At 67.3% G+C, this 16,011-nt stretch carries 12 protein-coding genes; 9 read left to right on the top strand and 3 right to left on the bottom strand.

Annotated elements, in window-relative coordinates; genetic code table 11:
- Positions 1 to 17: 17 nt before the first annotated feature.
- Both A7W11_RS26185 and A7W11_RS26180 read right to left on the bottom strand, forming a co-directional pair.
- Positions 18 to 1,598: a ShlB/FhaC/HecB family hemolysin secretion/activation protein gene (locus A7W11_RS26185; RefSeq protein ID WP_066421116.1), complete on the bottom strand. Its 1,581-nt coding sequence runs from the start codon at positions 1,596 to 1,598 to the stop codon at positions 18 to 20.
- A 707-nt stretch (positions 1,599 to 2,305) separates the two neighbouring features.
- Complete coding sequence (locus A7W11_RS26180) at positions 2,306 to 2,914, bottom strand: DUF938 domain-containing protein (protein ID WP_235816974.1); 609 nt, start codon at positions 2,912 to 2,914, stop codon at positions 2,306 to 2,308.
- 219 nt (positions 2,915 to 3,133) lie between these two features.
- Here A7W11_RS26180 and A7W11_RS26175 point away from each other — a divergent pair, with 219 nt between their 5' ends.
- The 5 genes from A7W11_RS26175 to A7W11_RS26155 all read left to right on the top strand — a co-directional run bounded on the left by A7W11_RS26175 (position 3,134) and on the right by A7W11_RS26155 (position 9,399).
- Positions 3,134 to 4,681, top strand: coding sequence for an acyl-CoA carboxylase subunit beta (locus A7W11_RS26175; protein ID WP_066421105.1), 1,548 nt, complete (start codon positions 3,134 to 3,136; stop codon positions 4,679 to 4,681).
- Between the two features lie 75 nt (positions 4,682 to 4,756).
- Positions 4,757 to 5,749 (top strand): Bug family tripartite tricarboxylate transporter substrate binding protein, encoded by a 993-nt coding sequence (locus A7W11_RS26170; protein WP_066421102.1) that lies wholly within the window; start codon positions 4,757 to 4,759, stop codon positions 5,747 to 5,749.
- A complete protein-coding gene (locus tag A7W11_RS26165; protein ID WP_235816973.1) occupies positions 5,749 to 7,845 on the top strand; it encodes an acetate--CoA ligase family protein in 2,097 nt (698 codons plus the stop codon). The genes A7W11_RS26170 and A7W11_RS26165 overlap by 1 nt, the downstream gene beginning before the upstream one ends.
- Positions 7,842 to 9,161, top strand: coding sequence for an acetyl-CoA carboxylase biotin carboxylase subunit (locus A7W11_RS26160; RefSeq protein ID WP_066421097.1), 1,320 nt, complete (start codon positions 7,842 to 7,844; stop codon positions 9,159 to 9,161). The genes A7W11_RS26165 and A7W11_RS26160 overlap by 4 nt, the downstream gene beginning before the upstream one ends.
- A gap of 7 nt (positions 9,162 to 9,168) precedes the next feature.
- Entirely contained in the window at positions 9,169 to 9,399 is a 231-nt protein-coding gene (locus tag A7W11_RS26155) for an acyl-CoA carboxylase biotin carboxyl carrier protein subunit (protein WP_066421087.1), read from the top strand.
- Here A7W11_RS26155 and A7W11_RS26150 read toward each other — a convergent pair.
- Positions 9,380 to 10,297, bottom strand: coding sequence for a LysR family transcriptional regulator (locus A7W11_RS26150; protein ID WP_066421085.1), 918 nt, complete (start codon positions 10,295 to 10,297; stop codon positions 9,380 to 9,382). The two genes, A7W11_RS26155 and A7W11_RS26150, sit on opposite strands and share 20 nt — an antisense overlap.
- Positions 10,298 to 10,715: 418 nt before the next feature.
- Here A7W11_RS26150 and A7W11_RS26145 point away from each other — a divergent pair, with 418 nt between their 5' ends.
- From A7W11_RS26145 to A7W11_RS28330, 4 genes are all read left to right on the top strand, one after another.
- Positions 10,716 to 11,123 (top strand): Zn-ribbon domain-containing OB-fold protein, encoded by a 408-nt coding sequence (locus tag A7W11_RS26145; protein WP_082887491.1) that lies wholly within the window; start codon positions 10,716 to 10,718, stop codon positions 11,121 to 11,123.
- The gene (locus A7W11_RS26140; protein WP_066421082.1) at positions 11,120 to 12,292 is read left to right on the top strand and encodes a thiolase; all 1,173 of its coding nucleotides are present in this window, start codon (positions 11,120 to 11,122) and stop codon (positions 12,290 to 12,292) included. Before A7W11_RS26145 ends, A7W11_RS26140 begins: the two co-directional genes overlap by 4 nt.
- A gap of 308 nt (positions 12,293 to 12,600) precedes the next feature.
- Positions 12,601 to 14,358: a ShlB/FhaC/HecB family hemolysin secretion/activation protein gene (locus tag A7W11_RS26135; protein ID WP_066421080.1), complete on the top strand. Its 1,758-nt coding sequence runs from the start codon at positions 12,601 to 12,603 to the stop codon at positions 14,356 to 14,358.
- Positions 14,359 to 14,447: 89 nt separating this feature from the next.
- Positions 14,448 to 16,011 (top strand): two-partner secretion domain-containing protein (locus A7W11_RS28330; protein WP_162270313.1); only part of this gene is annotated, 1,564 nt, incomplete at its 3' end.

Raw genomic sequence — 16,011 nt, 5'->3', positions numbered from 1 at the left:
GGTGCCGCTGCCCTTGATCAGAAGCGGTAGCGCGCTTGCGCGTACACGGCTTCGCCCTTGCCATCGCGGTCGCCCAGCGGCGTCGTCACTTCCAGGCGCAGTTCCACCGAATCGATGGGCAGCGCCTGCACGCCGAGGGTGGCGCCCGTCAGGTGGGCGTTCGAATCCTGGTTGATGAACGGGGTGCGGATGAAAATCCGGCCGTGGTCCACGCGCGCGAAGGCCTGGTAGCGGCTGCTCTCGGGCAACACCTGGAAGCGGGCTTCCAGGCTGGCCAGGTAGCCGCTGTCGCCGGCGTAGTACGAGGGCACGTAGCCGGCCACCGACGACACGCCGCCGATGGCCCACTGCTCGGCCGACACCAGCGGCGCGGTCGAGTACTGGCCCGACAGGCGCGGGGTCAGCGTCCAGCGCGACGACAGGCGCTCGATACGCGCCAGGTCGAACGTGAACTTGGTGAACTTGTTGTCGGCGCGCGAATAGGCGCGGCTGGACATCGGGCTGTTGTCGTCCATGCCGCCCAACGCGTCGCCCAGGCCGTAATGCACCTGGAGCTGCGCCAGCGTGCGGCCGGACAGGCCGGTGTCGTCGAAGGTCAGGCCGAAGCGCAGCTTGCGGATCTCGTCCTTCGAGGTCGTGGTCGACAGCATCTTCTGTTCGAGGTCCGAGCTTTCGAACCAGGCTTCAGCCGTATAGATGCGGCGGGCCGAGCGCACGAAGTCATGGCTGACGCCCAGGCCCCAGCCCGAGTTGTCGCCCTTGATGTCCAGGACCTGGTATTCCTTGCCGACGTTGACGTTGCCCTTCGAGTAGTAGCCCATCACCTTGGTGCCGAGCGCGTTCACGGGCAGGGAGTACATCACCGAGCCGTACTTCAGGTCGCCGGCGCCCAGGGACTTCATGCCCACGAAGCCCAGCTCGTCGCCTCGGCCCGTCAGGTCCTCGAAGTTCACGCGCGGAATCAGGCGCCAGCGGCCCGTATTCTCGCTGCCGTAGTTGTTCACTTCGACCATGCCGGTGATGCGATTGGCTTCGGTCACGTCCACGAACAGGTCGGTCGAGCCGGCTTGCGTGCCGGGTTGCAGGCGCGAAGTCACCGTGATACCCGACAGGCGGTTCAGGCGCGTCAGCGCGCGTTCGATCTGTTCCAGCGCGAACGGCTGGCCCTGCACCACGCCTTCGGCGGCCAGCGCGCGTTCGACGCGGTAGGACGGGAAGCGCGGGTTGTTCTGGACCGTGATGTTGCCGAGCCAGCCTTCCAGCACCGTCAGTTGCAGGGCGCGGTTGTTGCCGAACTCCTGCTGCGGCACCACCACCTTGACCAGGGGGTAGCCCTGGGCGTGGTAATGCGCTTCGATCTTGGCGGCCAGGCCGCGCATGCCTTCGAGTGTCAGCGGACGGCCGATGTCATTGGCGATGATCGCGCTGAGCTGGCCGCTGGTGTAGGCCTTGTTGCCGGAGAAGGTGACACTGCTGACCATGACACTGGCTTGAGCGGCGTTGGCTTGGGTCTGGGCTGCGGCGGCGAGGGTGGCCAAGGCGAGGGAAACGCCGAGGGCGCAGCTGGCCAGCCGGACGGAGAATTGCTTGGTGGACATAAAACCCTGTTGTGACTTCGACACTGAATCGATGGCGCGCAAAGACCCGGCCCGCGGCACGCGAAGGCCGCTGGAGAGGGAAAGCGCAGTGGAAATTGAAAAGGGGGGCAGAGCCCGGCGTGCGGACTTTGTCTACGGGAGGAGTCGGCTCCTTTTCCTGCTGGAAGACGGGGCCGGGCCGTAGGGGATCAGCGATGGAACAAGAAAGCTCACGATTGCGAACATATCTGCCTCCAGCAGGGGAAGCCAAAGCGGGGCTTGCTGCCGGTTTCGTTGCAAGGAAAGGACACCAAATACAACAAAACGTGTCTTAACTATGTTCGCACATCTATGACGGTTCACACAACAATATACTTCAAATCTTTTTTTTAATAAAAAAAATTTCTACTAAAAGGCGAGTTTTATCAGTTTATTTCGCTTTTTTGCACAAAAAATCACCTGGATTGCGGTAACAAGACGAATCGTCTGTTGTTGGGTGGCAACGTGTAGTTACATTCAGCCGTCTTGTGTGACGGAGAGACCGGGCTCGGATAATTTTCGGGACGGGTTGTTGGCGCCATGCCCGGACCGATACCGCGAATCATCGGTGGGCGGCCCGTCAGGCCAGGCCGAGGCTCTCCATCGCCCGTATTAGGAGGGGGAACGGTTTTTGGGGACGTATTCTGGCAACGCGGCATCGCCGCGCTTGCGTCGGCTCGGGACGAGTCTTAGCCAGCCGTGAAGATCACGCTCAGGTTGTTCGCCGGCATCTCGATCACGGGGCCGGCGGCCAGGCCGCGTCCGGCCGCCTCGGCTTGAACGTCCTCGAGGTTCCGGACGCCGAAGGCCGGGTCGCGTTGCTTCAGCCAGTGATCGAAGGCTTCGTTGCTGGGAGCGGTGTGCACGCCGCCACGGCGATACGGGCCGTACAGGTAAAGCACGCCGCCCGGCCGCAGCAGGCGGGCCGCGCCGTCCAAGAGGGCAGGCGTCGTTTCCCACGCCGAATAGTGGATGACGTTGCAGCAGACGATGGCGTCCACGGGCGGGACGCCCCAGTCCATTGCCTGCACGTCGATCACCCTGGGCGGTTCGACGTTGTCTGCGCCGGCGTGGTCGATCCAGGCCTGGATCGACGGCAGCATTTGCGCATCCCCTTCGCTGGGCAGCCACGTCCAGCCCGGCAGGGCCTGTGCGAAGAACACGGCGTGTTCGCCCGTGCCGCTGCCGATCTCCAGCACCCGGCCCGAGTCAGGCAGGATGCGCCGCAGCACGTCCAGAATGGGCTGGCGGTTGCGTTCGGTGGCGGGCGCGTAGCGGCGCAGGTCGGGATTCGGCACGTTGGGCGGCAAGACGAGGTCGATACGCGATGGTAGCAGCGGCGCGGCGATTCGCCATGCCGCTTCGTGTAGGGCACGGCGTCGGCCGCCTTCGCGAGAACATCGGCAAGCCATTGATTGCAATCACGGTTTTTCCAGCCTTAGCTCCGCTTTTGAAATTCAAAGTTGCCCCGCGCCCATCCCCGGTGCCACGCTTGCGGCAGGAGGAATGTGACGACCATGAGCTGGCAACCCGAGATCGACGAGCTGCACCATCGCAGGCAACTGGCCCGCCGGATGGGCGGCGAAGACAAGGTCAAAAAGCATAAGGACGCGGGCAAGCTGACGGTGCGCGAGCGCATCGAGGCCATCGCCGACGACGGCTCGTTCCATGAGGTCGGCAGCCTGACGGGCTTCGCCGACTACGACCGGGCCGGGGCGCTGAAGGCCTACATGGCGTCGAACATGGTCATGGGCCGCGCGCGCATCGATGGCCGGCCGGTGGTGCTGGTGGGCGACGACTTCACCATCCGCGGCGGCGCCAACGATGGCGCGGTGTCCGAGAAGCTGGCGCACGCCGAACGCATGTCGCACGACCTGCTGCTGCCCATGATCCGGCTGGTGGACGGCACGGGCGGCGGCGGTTCGGTGAAGAACATCGAGACCAAGGGCCATACGCTGTTGCCGGTGATGCGCGACTGGCAACTGGTGGCCGAGAACCTGACGCGCGTGCCCGTCGTGGGCCTGGCGCTGGGGTCGGTGGCGGGCAAGGGCGCGGCCCGCGTGGCCGCCAGCCACTACTCGGTGATGGTGAAAGAGACGGCGCAACTGTTCAATGCCGGGCCGCCGGTGGTGGCGCGCGTCAGCGGTCCCATCACCAAGAACGAACTGGGCGGCAGCCACATCCACACGCGCAATGGCGTGGTGGACGACGAGGTCTCCACCGAGCAGGAAGCCTTCGAACGCGTGCGGCGCTTCCTGTCCTATCTGCCGCGCTCGGTGCACGAGCTGCCCGCGCGCGTCGAACCCACCGACACGCCCACGCGGCGCGACGACGCCCTGCTGGAGATCATCCCGCGCGATCCGCGCAAGGTCTACAAGGTGCGCAGGATCCTGGACAGCGTGTTCGACCAGGATTCTTTTTTCGAGATCGGGCGGCACTGGGGCAAAGGCATCGTCACCGGGCTGGCGCGGCTGGACGGCTGGCCGGTGGCGGTGCTGGCCAGCGATCCCTATCACTACGGCGGCGTGTGGGACCGGCCCACCACCGACAAGTTCACCCGTTTCGTCGACCTGGCCGAACTGTTCCACCTGCCGGTGGTGAACTTCGTGGACGTGCCCGGTTTCCAGATCGGCCTGGATGCCGAGGTGTCGGGCGTGATGCGCTCGGGCGTGCGCGCGCTGTCGGCCATCTACCAGACCACGGTGCCGTGGTGCACGATGATCGTGCGCAAGGCCTATGGCGTGGCGGCGGCGGGGCACCAGCATCAGGGCCGCTATGCGTTGCGCTACGCCTGGCCTTCGGCGAACTGGGGCTCGCTGCCCATAGAAGGCGGGCTGGAAGCGGCCTACAAGGGCGAGATCGCCGCCAGCGAAGACCCCGAGGCCAAGCTGCGCGAAATCGAACAGCGCCTGCGCGGCCTGTCGTCGCCGGTGCGCGCCGCCGAGGCCTTCGTCATCGAGGAAATCATCGATCCGCGCGACACGCGCGCCATCCTGTGCGACTTCGCCAACCTGGCCGCGCCGCTGCGCCAACCGGGCATGACGACGCTGCGCTATCGGCCGTAGGCCCATCGAGCCACCCGGCGGGCCTCCATGCCGGGCTTTTGCTGCAACCACACATATACCGATCAGGAGACGGGCATGCAGAAGAGAACTTTCGTCAGGACGGCGCTGGCAGGCATCCTGGCGCTGGGCGCCGCGTTCGGCGCGCCACCGCGGGTGCTGGCAGCGGGGTATCCCGACAAGCCCATCAACGTGATCGTGCCGTTTCCGCCGGGCGGGCTGACGGACCTGATCGGCAGGCGGTTCGCCGCCTACCTGGAAAAGCAGACCGGCCAGACGGTGATCGTGCAGAACAAGCCCGGCGCCAGCGGCCAGTTGGGCGCGCAGCAGGTGGCGCGGGCCCATCCCGACGGCTACACGGTGCTGGTGACGGCCACGCACTTCGCCATCAGCGCGGCGGTGCGCCGCGACCTGCCGTACGACCCGGTCAAGGACTTCAGCCCCATCGCGCTGTTCGTCACCACGCCGAACATCCTGGTGGTCAACAGCAAGGTGCCCGTGCACAACCTGCAGGAGTACCTGAAGTACGCCAACAGCCGGCCGGGCGGCCTGTCGTTCGGCTCGTCGGGCGCGGGCGGCTCGACCCATCTGTCGGGCGAACTGCTCAAGCTCAAGACGCACGCCAACCTGCAGCACATTCCCTACAAGGGCATGGTGTTGCAGGTCAACGACCTGGTGGGCGGGCAACTGGAGTCGGGCTTCGTCGATGCCAGCTCGGTGCTGCAGTTCATCGAGGCGAAGCAACTGCGGCCCATCGGCGTGACCGGCAGCGCGCGCTTCGACATCCTGCCCGACGTGCCCACCATCGCCGAACAGGGCGTGCCGGGCTACGAGGCCACCACGTGGATCGCCCTGGCCGCGCCGGCGAATACGCCGCCGGACATCCTGAAATTCCTGAACAAGGCGGCGCTGGACAGCATGCAGACGCCGGATTCGGCGGCCTTTCTCAAGCAGATCTCCGCCACGCGCTCGGCGCTGACGCCGCAGGAGGTGTCCGACTACCTGCGCCGCGACATCGCCAAATGGACCGAAGTGGCCAAGGCCGCGAACCTGCAAACCGGGAGCGAATAGTGACGCACACGCTGACTCGCCTGCTGGATCCCGCCGTCATCGCCGTGCTGGGGGCGTCCGATGATCCCATCAAGCCCGGTGGCCGCGTCATCGAATACGCGCAACGGTACGGCTACCGGGGCAAGCTGTTTCCGGTGTCGCGGCGCGACACGGTGCAGGGCCTGCCCGCGTATGCCCGCCTGGAAGACCTGCCGCAAAGCCCCGACCTGGTGGTGATCGCGCTGCCCGAGGCGCAGATCGCCGATGCGCTGCGCAGCGCCATCGCCATGGGTGCGGGGGCCGCCATCATCTTCGCCTCGGGCTACGCCGAGATGGGAGAGCAGGGCCGTGCGATGCAGGAAGAGATCGCCGCCATCGCGCGCGCCGGCAACCTGCGCCTGATCGGGCCCAATACCCAGGGGGCGGCCAACTTCGCCACCGGGGCCATCGGGCATTTCGGCACCATCATCGACCAGCTGGAGCCGCGCCCTTCGCCCATCGGCATCGTCAGCCAGAGCGGCGCGGGTTCGCAGATCATCTATACCCGATTGCACGCGTTGGGGCTGGGCGCCAAGTACATGGTGGCCACGGGCAACGAGGCCGACCTGGACGTGGCGGACCTGATCGAGGCCTACGTGGCCGACGATGGCATCCAACTGGTGCTGGCGTATGCCGAATCCATCAAGCAACCGGCCAAGCTGGCGCGGGCCGCGCGCCGGGCACGGGAAAAAGGCGTGCCTATCCTGATGGCCAAGGCCGGCCGCACGCAGAGCGGCCAGCGCACGGCGGCTTCGCATACGGGGGCGCTGGCGTCGGAAGACCGCGTGGTGGATGCCTTCCTGGAAAAGCACGGCATCCTGCGCGTGGCGGATTTCGAGGAACTGGCCGTGCTGGCCCCGTTGTTCCTGGGCCCGCGCGGGCGGCCGGGCAAGCGGCTGATCTCCATCAGCAACTCGGGGGCCAGTTGCGTGCTGTCGGCGGATGCCGCCGAGGCGTGCGGCTTGCAACTGCTGCCGTTCGATGATGGATTCAAGGCCACGCTGGCCGAGGTGCTGCCTTCGTACATCGTGCCGGGCAATCCCATCGACATGACCACCGCCACGTTGCGCAGCCCGGACCTGTTCAACCAGATCCTGCAGCGCATCGCCCGGGCGGACAACGCCGATCTGGTGTTCGTGGGCTTTCCGATCGGCGGGCGCGGCTACGACTTCGACAAGTTCGCGCGCGAGCTGCGGGCGTTCTCGGACGCCTCCGGTATTCCCGCGGCGGTCAGCATCAACCAGGATTGGGCGGCCGAGTGCTTCCTGCGCCACGGTATCGCTGCGTTCACCAGCGAGCGGCGCGCCGTCCAGGCATTGGCCATGGTGGCGGCATACCACGACCGGCTGGCTTGGGCGCCGGACGGCGCATCCGCCGAGGCGGACGCCGCGTTCGCCGCCGGGCCCGAGTCCGGGGCGCTGGACGAGGCCGCCAGCATGGCGCTGCTGGCCCAGGCGGACCTGCCCGTGGTGCGGCATGCCGTGTGCGGCGGCGTGGACGAGGTGCTGGCCGCGTGGCGGCAGTGGGACAGCGTGCCCGTGGTGCTCAAGGGCGTGAGCGCCGCCATCAGCCACAAGTCGGAATACGGCCTGGTGAAGGTGGGCCTGAAGACCGGGGAAGCCTTGCGCGCGGCTGCCGGCGAGTTGCTGGAGGTATTGGCGCGCCACGGCGAACCGGCGCCGCGCCTGATGCTGGCCGAGATGGTTCCGGCCGATGTCGAGATCATGGTGGGCGCGCACGTCGATGCCGCGTTCGGCCCCGTGGTGGCCGTGGGCCACGGCGGTGTGCTGGTCGAGGCATTGGACGACATCCAGTTCCTGGCTGCGCCGGTCACGCACGAGCAGGCGCTGGCCGCCATCGGGCGCTTGCAGGTGGCGCGGGCCTTCCAGGCCACGCGCGGCCTGCCGGCGGTGGACGCCGATGGCCTGGCGCGGGTGCTGGTGCGGCTGGGCGCCTTGATCGCCGATGGCAGGCACGGCATCGAATCCCTGGACATCAATCCCGTGCGCGTGCGGCGCGGCCCGCATGCGCCGGTGATCGTCGATGCCCTGGTGGTGCGCGGGGAGGCCCGTCCATGAAGCGCGTGCTGATCGCCAATCGCGGTGCGGTGGCCTCGCGCATCGTCCGCGCGCTGGATGCGCTGGGCGTGGAGTCGGTGGCGGTGCATTCGGATGCCGACGCCGAACTGCCCTACGTGCGGCAGGCCACGCGCGCCGTGCGCATCGGCGGCCCCAGCGCGTGCGAGAGCTATCTGGACCAGCAGGCGATCCTGCGCGCCGCCATCGACCAGGACTGCGACGGCATTCATCCCGGATATGGCTTTCTGTCCGAGAACGCAGGCTTCGCGCGCGGCGTGGAAGAGGCAGGGCTGACCTTCATCGGCCCATCGTCACGCTGGATCGCCTTGCTGGGCGACAAGATCCGGGCACGCGAATACTTTCGTCCATTGGGCATGCCCATGCTGGCCAGCAGCGACGAACTGCACAGCTTGCAGGATCTCGAAGACGCCGTCGCCCGCATCGGCCTGCCGGTGCTGCTCAAGCCGTCGGGCGGTGGGGGCGGCATCGGCATGACGCCGATCCACCAGGCCGACCAGATGGCCGCCGCGTGGGAGCGATCCAGCAGCGTGTCGGCCAAGGCTTTCGGCGCCAGCAGCCTGTATGCCGAGCAGTTGGCCGTGCAGCCGCGCCACATCGAGTTCCAGTTCCTGGCCGACCGGCATGGCGCGGTGTGCTGCCTGTTCGAGCGCGACTGCAGCGTGCAGCGCCGCCACCAGAAAGTGATCGAGGAGGCGCCCGCCAGCGGCATCCCGGTCCAGGCGCTGTCCGCCATCACCGCGCGGCTGGAAGGCATCATGGCCGACATCGGCTACGACGTGATCGGCACGGTCGAGATGCTGTACGACCCGCGGCATGGCTTCAGCTTCCTGGAGGTGAACACGCGCCTGCAGGTCGAACACGCGGTCACCGAGGAAATCACCGGCGTGGACATCGTGGCCGCGCAGATCCGCCTGGCCTACGGCGCGCGGCTGGACGACGTGCTCGGCGCCTCGCCGCAGCGCCACGGCCACGCCATCGAGGCGCGGCTGTACGCGGAAGACCCGGTGCGGTTCTTTCCGTCGTGCGGTGTGCTGGAGGCCTATGAGTTTCCGGACGGCGACGGCATCCGCGTCGAACGGGCCTATGGTCCGGGCAACCGCATCACGCCTTACTACGACCCGCTGCTGGCCAAGGTGATCGCGCGCGCCGAGGATCGCGCCGCGTGCATCGCCCGTCTGAAGCAGGCGCTGGCCGCCACGCGCATCCAGGGCGTCAAGACCAACATTCCCTTCGTGCTGCGGGTGCTGGACGATCCGGCCTTCCTGGGCAGCGCCTACTCCACCGACAGGCATTGACAACGATATGGCAACTTCTCCCCTCACCATCCTGTCGCCCGTCTCGGGCACGCTGTTGCGCATCGAGGTCGCGCCGGGCGACACCGTGCAGCCCGGCGACGTGCTGGCCGTGATCGAGTCCATGAAAATGGAGATCCCGGTCGAGGCCGAGCAGGGCGGCGTCATCGCCGGCATCGCCGCCAGCGAGGCCGCCGCCGTCCAAGAGAATCAGGCGCTGTTCACGCTGCGGCCTGCGTAACGTCGCCGGGGCGTGCGCTCACCCAGTGGTCCACCACGTACGACAGGAAGTCGTTGACGTAGTGCTGCGAGCGCGCGCCTTCCGCCACCAGCGCATAGCGCCGGTGCTGCGACCACGCGGCATCCAGCGCCACCGCGCGCACCTTGCGGCTTTCGTAGCGGTGCAGCAGCGAGGCATGCACCACGCCCACGCCGATGCCCGACGCCACCATTTCCAGGATGGCGCGGTAGTCGGCCACGGTGGTGCGCACGTTCAGCTTCAGGCCGTCCTCGGCCAGCCTTGCGCGCAGGTAGTACGTCAGCGTGCTCTGTTCGCCCAGCACCACGTGGTCGCAGGCGGCGAAGCGGCGCATGTCCATGCGGTCCAGGCCGGCCAGCGGCGAGTCGGCCGACACGATGGCCACCAGCGGGTCGGGACCGAAGTCGATGGGTTCGGTGCAGAAGTTGGCCGTGTACGACGAGACGAAGCCGATGTCGATGCGGTCTTCCATCAGGCTGGCGTCGATGTCGCAGTTGCGCGCCGATTGCACGTCGATGCCCACGCCGGGGTGCGCGGCCAGGTAGTCGCGCACCAGCGGCGGCAGGTAATCCGTGACGTACGAGGTATTGGCCGCCACGCGCAGGAAGCGGCGCCCCTTGTCCTTGAAGCCGCGCAGATGCGTGTGCAGGCCCTCCACGTTGGCCAGGATGGTCTGCGCATGCTGGATGAAGGCGTGTCCGGCCTCGGTCGGTTCCATGCCGTTGTGGCGGCGGTGGAACAGGCGCAGGCCCAGTTCACCTTCCAGGGATTTCAGGCGCAGGCTGGCTGCCGGCAGTGAGAGGAACGTGTCGCGTCCGCCGTGCGTGAGGCTTTGAGAGCGGGCGATGTTGACGACCAGCCGGCAATCTACGAGATCCATGGGGCGCCCTTTGGCCGGGCGCGCGGATGGCGTGCGGGCACGCCGGCGGCCCGTGCCGGCCCGCTTGCTGCGGTGTCGTTCACGATGCTTGTCTCCGTTTTTTCAGGACCGTCGTGGCGGCACGCGGGCCCGGCCCGGCTTGCGGGCGCGCAAGAGTGCGGCCTGGCCGGTGTGTCGCTCAACGTAGACCGGCGCGCAATGGGGGCGCAATTCCGTTTTGGAGAATGCGTGGTTAAGCGATGGCGAAGTCATGGTGTCGGGCGGCATGAGATGACTTGCCGGCCGCTCGTCCCACGGAGAGGAGGCTGCGGCAGCCCGGTGTTAAGCCCCGCAAAACCCGGCCTAAGCAAAACGAGATTGCTGCGTGCTTGCCGTGCGCCGCACAATCGATGCACGGTTACAAGAGGAGACGCGAGCCATGTCGCAGAAGTCGGCCATTCCAGCGGGCGCTACGTCCGTCGGCCCCGAAAAACACTATCACGACCTGCTGTCGCAGGGGCAGTTCCAGATCCAGCGCTGCCAGGGCTGCAAGCAGGCCGTGTTCTATCCGCGCGCCATCTGCCCGCACTGCGGCGATCCCAGGCTGGACTGGTTCACGCCCTCGGGCAAGGGCACGGTCTATTCCACCACCGTGGTGCGCCGCCGCGCCGAACAGGGCGGCGACTACAACGTCGCGCTGGTCGACCTGGCCGAGGGCCCGCGCATGATGTCCCGCGTGGACGGCATCGCGCCCGACGCCGTGAAGATCGGCATGGCGGTACAAGTGCAACTCGTCGACACGCCCGACGGCAAGCTCGTGGTGTTCAAACAGGAGGACCGGGCATGATCGATCCGAAACTGCGCGGCGCCACCGCCATCGTGGGCGTGGGCCATGCCGGCCTGGGCGAGGCCCACGGCTATACCGAAATGGAAATCCTGGTGCAGGCGGCGCAGCGCGCCGTGGCCGACGCCGGCCTCACCATGCAGGACATCGACGGCATCGCCACCGCCAGCGTGGCCTCCACCATGTGGGTCATGCCCGTCATCGAGCATCTGGGCATCCGCCCCACCTTCATGGACAGCACCATGATCGGCGGCTCCAGCTTCGTGGCGCATCTCATGCCCGCGCTGCAGGCGCTGGCCAGCGGGCAGTGCAACGCGGTGCTGGTGTGCTACGGCAGCACGCAGCGCACCTCCACGCTGAACCGCGCCGAGATCGGCAGCGCGCGCCGCAAGCTCGACCCGCAACCCTACGAAACGCCGTACAACCCCCTCAGTCCGCTCAGTTCGTATGCGATGGCGGCGGCGCGGCACATGCATCAGTACGGCACCAAGCGCGAACACCTGGCCGAGGTGGCCGTCGCCGCGCGCAAGTGGGCGCAGCTCAATCCCGAAGCCATGATGCGCGATCCGCTGTCCATCGACGACGTGCTGTCCGCCCGCATGGTGTCCGATCCCCTCACCGTGCGCGACAGTTGCCTGGTTACCGATGGCGCGGGCGCCTATGTGCTGGTACGCGCCGACCGCGCGCGCGATCTGCCCAACAAGCCGGTCTACGTGCTGGGCAGTTCCACCGCCTGCTGGAACCGCCAGATCTCGTCCATGGACGACCTGACCGTCACGGCCGCCGCCCAGTCCGGCCCCATCGCCTTCGGCATGGCGGGCCTCAAGCCCGCCGACATCGACGTGCTGGAGCTGTACGACGCCTTCACCATCAACCCCATCCTGTTCCTGGAAGACCTGGGCTTCTGCAAGAAGGGCGAGGGCGGCCCGTTCGTCTCCGATGGCGCGCTGGCCCCGGGCGGGCGGCTGGCGGTCAATACCAATGGCGGCGGGCTGTCGTGCACGCATCCGGGCATGTACGGCATGTTCATCACCATCGAGGCCGTGCGGCAACTGCGCGGCGAAGCCGGCGAGCGCCAGGTCAAGGGCGCCAGGACGGCGCTGGTGCATGGCAACGGTGGCACGCTGTCCAGCCAGTCCACAGCCATTCTGGGGACGGGCGAGACTTTGTAATACGGAGCCGATCAATTAAGGGTTTCTACTAGTTTTTACCTGTCGGGATGGCAACATCCCCTAGTGCCACGCATTATTCCGATAATGCGTGGCATTTTTTTCTGGGTCTTACATGTTTTTTGGAACTTGTTGCTTATAAGGGTTACTGATCCCGGGCATCGCGTAGGGGCTTCTTTGTCCCGAGCCGTGTCTCTCTCGAAATACTGCGACGAAAACGACGCCGGTTGCGGCCAGGGGCCTTGGTTGAAGGTCAGCAGCCCGCGAGCCTGAGACATCCACGTACACGCATCACCGAGATAAAGAAACCCATGCAAATAGCAGTCTGGCGCCGTTCGCGTCTTCTGGCGGTCGCGGTGATCGCGGCGGTTCCCTTGCAATCGGTCTGGGCCCAGGCCGCCATCGAACGCCACGAACCCGAAGTGCCGCGCCAAGCGCCCGCGCCGCTGCGCATCGATGAGCAGGATTACGGCAAGGCGGACGACACGCCATTGGGCGTGGACCTGGCCGGCGTGCACCTGATCGGCCAGGATGCGCCCGTGGCGCAGCAGCCTGCGGCCGGCATCACGGGCGTGCCCGCCAATGCCGATGCGGTGCAGATGCAGGCCGCGCTGTCGCCTTTCCTGGGCAAGCCGTTGTCGCTGTCCCTGGCCGGCAGCATCCAGGCCGCCATTGCCAAGGTATACCGCGACAGCGGCTATCCCTTTGTCTCGGTGACCCTGCCTCCGCAGGAACTGACGGGCGGCGTGCTGCAGGTGCGCATCATCGAATTCAACATGGGCCGCGTGTCGGTGGCGGGCGGCGACCAGGCCGAGGCCGCGCTGGTGCAGCGCGGCCTGCGCGTCAAGCCGGGCGGCCGCATCGACGCGGGCGCCTTGCAGGAAGACCTGGACTGGCTGAACCGCACGCCGTACCGCCGCGCCGAAGGCGTATTCCAGCCGGGCGAGCAGACCGCGCTGAGCGACCTGGGCGTGAACCTGACCACGGCCAAGTCGTGGCAGGTGTTCGCCGGCTGGGCCAACAACGGCTCTGAAGGCACGGGCAAGGACCGCTACTCGCTGGGCGCGAATGCGTGGTTCCCCAGCCTGAACGGCACCATCGTGTCGTACCAGTTGACCACCAGCGACAACGCCTGGAGCCAGGGCCGCATGTCGCTGGAAGGCGGCGAGTATCCCAAGTACCTGAGCCACGCCGCGCGCATCATCATCCCGACCGCGCCGCGCCAGCAACTGGAGATCGCGCCGGGCTTCGTGGCCACGCGCGAGCGCGCCAACGCGTTCTTCGCCTTCGAAAGCCGCGCCTTCGAGCTGCCGGTGATCTACCGCTCGGCCATCTCGAACATCCTGCCGGGGCATTACTGGGGCGATATCTACGGCGGCTTCGAGTTCAAGTCGTTGTCGCGCACGGCGTATTTCTACGACCTGAACATCGGCAGCGGCAGCGCCAAGCTGTTCCAGTTCGTGCTGGGCTGGAACCGCGACCTCACCGACGATTATGGCCGCACCTCGATCGATGCGCGCCTGAAGTACAACCCCGGTGGCATCGCGTCGGACAACAACGCGCGCACCTGGAGCCGCTTCACCAACGGCCGCATCGACGACGTCACCTACGCCTATCCGGCGCTGGACCTGCAGCGAGTGACGACGTTGGCTGACAACCTGAGCTGGGTCAGCAGCTTCTCGGGCATGCTGGCCAGCCAATCGCTGCCGGACACCGAGCGGATGTCGCTGGGCGGCTTGTACGCGGTGCGCGGCTACAACTTCGACGACGTCAGCGTGGACAGCGGCTTCGTGTGGCGCAACGAACTGCGCCTGACAGGCATTCCCGTGTTGTCGCGCAGCACGGGCGTGGCCGACGGGCTGTCGCCGTTCCTGTTCGTGGACCTGGGTTCGGGCAAGGACCGCTATACGAAGGAGCGCACCACCGTCAGCGGCGTGGGCGCGGGGCTGGACTACGACCTGGCGCGCTACCTGTCCACGGGCGTCACGTTCGGCTATGCGCTGCGCGATGCCGGGCTGACGCAATCCGGCGACTGGAACGTACAGGCGCGGGTCACGTTGCGCTATTGACGTATTGCCCGGCAGGCGCCGCACCGCGGCGCGCTTCGGGCTCATCGACACAACAAGCAGGCTGAAGCAGCATCTCCAGAGGAATGGCAATGGCTATCCAGGCACGCAAGACCGCAATCCGTCGCACGTCCATCAACCGTCTTGCTTCGGCTCGCCCTGGACATCGGCCATTCACGTTGACGCTGGGCGCCGTGCTGGTGGCCAGCGCCTTCCTGCCGCAGACGGCCACGGCCGGCGGCGGCAACCTGCCCACGGGCGGCAAGTTCGCCGCCGGCAGCGGCACGATCAGCCAATCGGGCAACACGCTGACGGTGAACCAGGCGTCGAACCGGGCGATCATCAACTGGAACGGCTTCTCGGTGGGCGAAGCGGCGTCGGCGCGCTTCAACAACGGTAGCGGCGCGACGCTGAACCGGGTCACGGGCAACACGGCCAGCCGCATCGACGGCAACCTGTCGTCGTCGGGCAGCGTCTACCTGATCAACCCGTCGGGCGTGGTGGTGGGGCCGAAGGGCACGATCAATACGGGCGGCACGTTCGCGGCGTCCACGCACGACGTGGACAACCAGCAGTTCATGAACGGCGGCGACCTGACGTTCAAGGGCGACAGCCAGGCGCAGGTGATCAACGCGGGCACGATCCGCTCGGCGCAGGGCGACGTGGCGCTGATTGCGCGCCGGGTCGAGAACAGCGGCACCATCGAAGCGCCCAACGGCACGGTGGCGCTGGCGGCGGGTTACGAAGTGCTGATGCGCGACGCGGCCGACGCGGACGGCAAGCTGTCGGTCAAGATCGGCGGCGGTGATACCGAGGCGTTGAACAGCGGGGCGATCCGAGCGGCGCAGGCCGAGCTGCGGGCCAACGGCGGCAACGTGTATGCGCTGGCGGGCAACACGCAGGGGGTCATCAAGGCCACGGGCACGGCGTCCAAGGGCGGGCGCATCTTCCTGACGGCAGGCGATACGGGCACGGTGCAGTCCACCGGCACGCTGGAGGCGCGCCACGCCAGCCAGGGCGGCACGGTTACCGTCACGGGCGGCAACGTCGAGGTGGCGGGCGTGATCGACGCGTCGGCCACGGCGGCGGGCGGGCAGGGTGGCCAGGTGGTGGCCATCGCCGGGAATACGGCGAAGTTCTCGGGCAAGATCAAGGCCGAGGGCGGGCAGGGCGGCAAGGGGGGATTTGTCGAGACTTCCGGCAAGAAGCACATCGAGATCGCGGATTCCACTCGCGTATCCACGCAGGCCAAGGGTGGGCAGACTGGCCGATGGCTGCTCGACCCCGACGACCTGATCGTCGACGACATCGCCAACGGCGGCAACGTGTCGGCTGACACGATCGTGACCAGCCTGGCCCAGACCAACTTCGAACTGGTTACCGGAGACGGCTCGTCGGGCAACGGCGACATCGTCGTCAGGCAGGCGATCACCTGGGACAGTGGCAACACGTTGTCCTTGCTGGCGGCGCGCAACATCGCGATCAACGCCGCCATCACGGGCCGCAATGGCGGACTGACCCTGACGCCGGCGGCGGCGGGCCAGGTCACCACCGGCGCGGCGGGCGCCATCGACGTCGGCACGTTCACCCTGACGCAGGGCACCTGGAACCAGATCGGGCCGGCCTTGCCCTCGTTCGCCGCACGCGATTTCCGCG

It is taken from the genome of Bordetella ansorpii (assembly GCF_900078315.1).
Classification (GTDB): Bacteria; Pseudomonadota; Gammaproteobacteria; order Burkholderiales; family Burkholderiaceae_B; genus Bordetella; species Bordetella ansorpii.
The sequence above is the reverse complement of the archived record's forward strand: the minus strand, read 5'-3'. Positions and strand labels throughout refer to the sequence as shown.

Coding starts and splice junctions, on each gene's coding strand:
- A7W11_RS26135 (WP_066421080.1), top strand. CDS start 12,601: ATGCAAATAGCAGTCTGGCGCCGTTCGCGTCTTCTGGCGGTCGCGGTG.
- A7W11_RS26140 (WP_066421082.1), top strand. CDS start 11,120: ATGATCGATCCGAAACTGCGCGGCGCCACCGCCATCGTGGGCGTGGGC.
- A7W11_RS26160 (WP_066421097.1), top strand. CDS start 7,842: ATGAAGCGCGTGCTGATCGCCAATCGCGGTGCGGTGGCCTCGCGCATC.
- A7W11_RS26185 (WP_066421116.1), bottom strand. CDS start 1,598: ATGTCCACCAAGCAATTCTCCGTCCGGCTGGCCAGCTGCGCCCTCGGC.
- A7W11_RS26145 (WP_082887491.1), top strand. CDS start 10,716: ATGTCGCAGAAGTCGGCCATTCCAGCGGGCGCTACGTCCGTCGGCCCC.
- A7W11_RS26175 (WP_066421105.1), top strand. CDS start 3,134: ATGAGCTGGCAACCCGAGATCGACGAGCTGCACCATCGCAGGCAACTG.
- A7W11_RS26150 (WP_066421085.1), bottom strand. CDS start 10,297: ATGGATCTCGTAGATTGCCGGCTGGTCGTCAACATCGCCCGCTCTCAA.
- A7W11_RS26155 (WP_066421087.1), top strand. CDS start 9,169: ATGGCAACTTCTCCCCTCACCATCCTGTCGCCCGTCTCGGGCACGCTG.
- A7W11_RS26170 (WP_066421102.1), top strand. CDS start 4,757: ATGCAGAAGAGAACTTTCGTCAGGACGGCGCTGGCAGGCATCCTGGCG.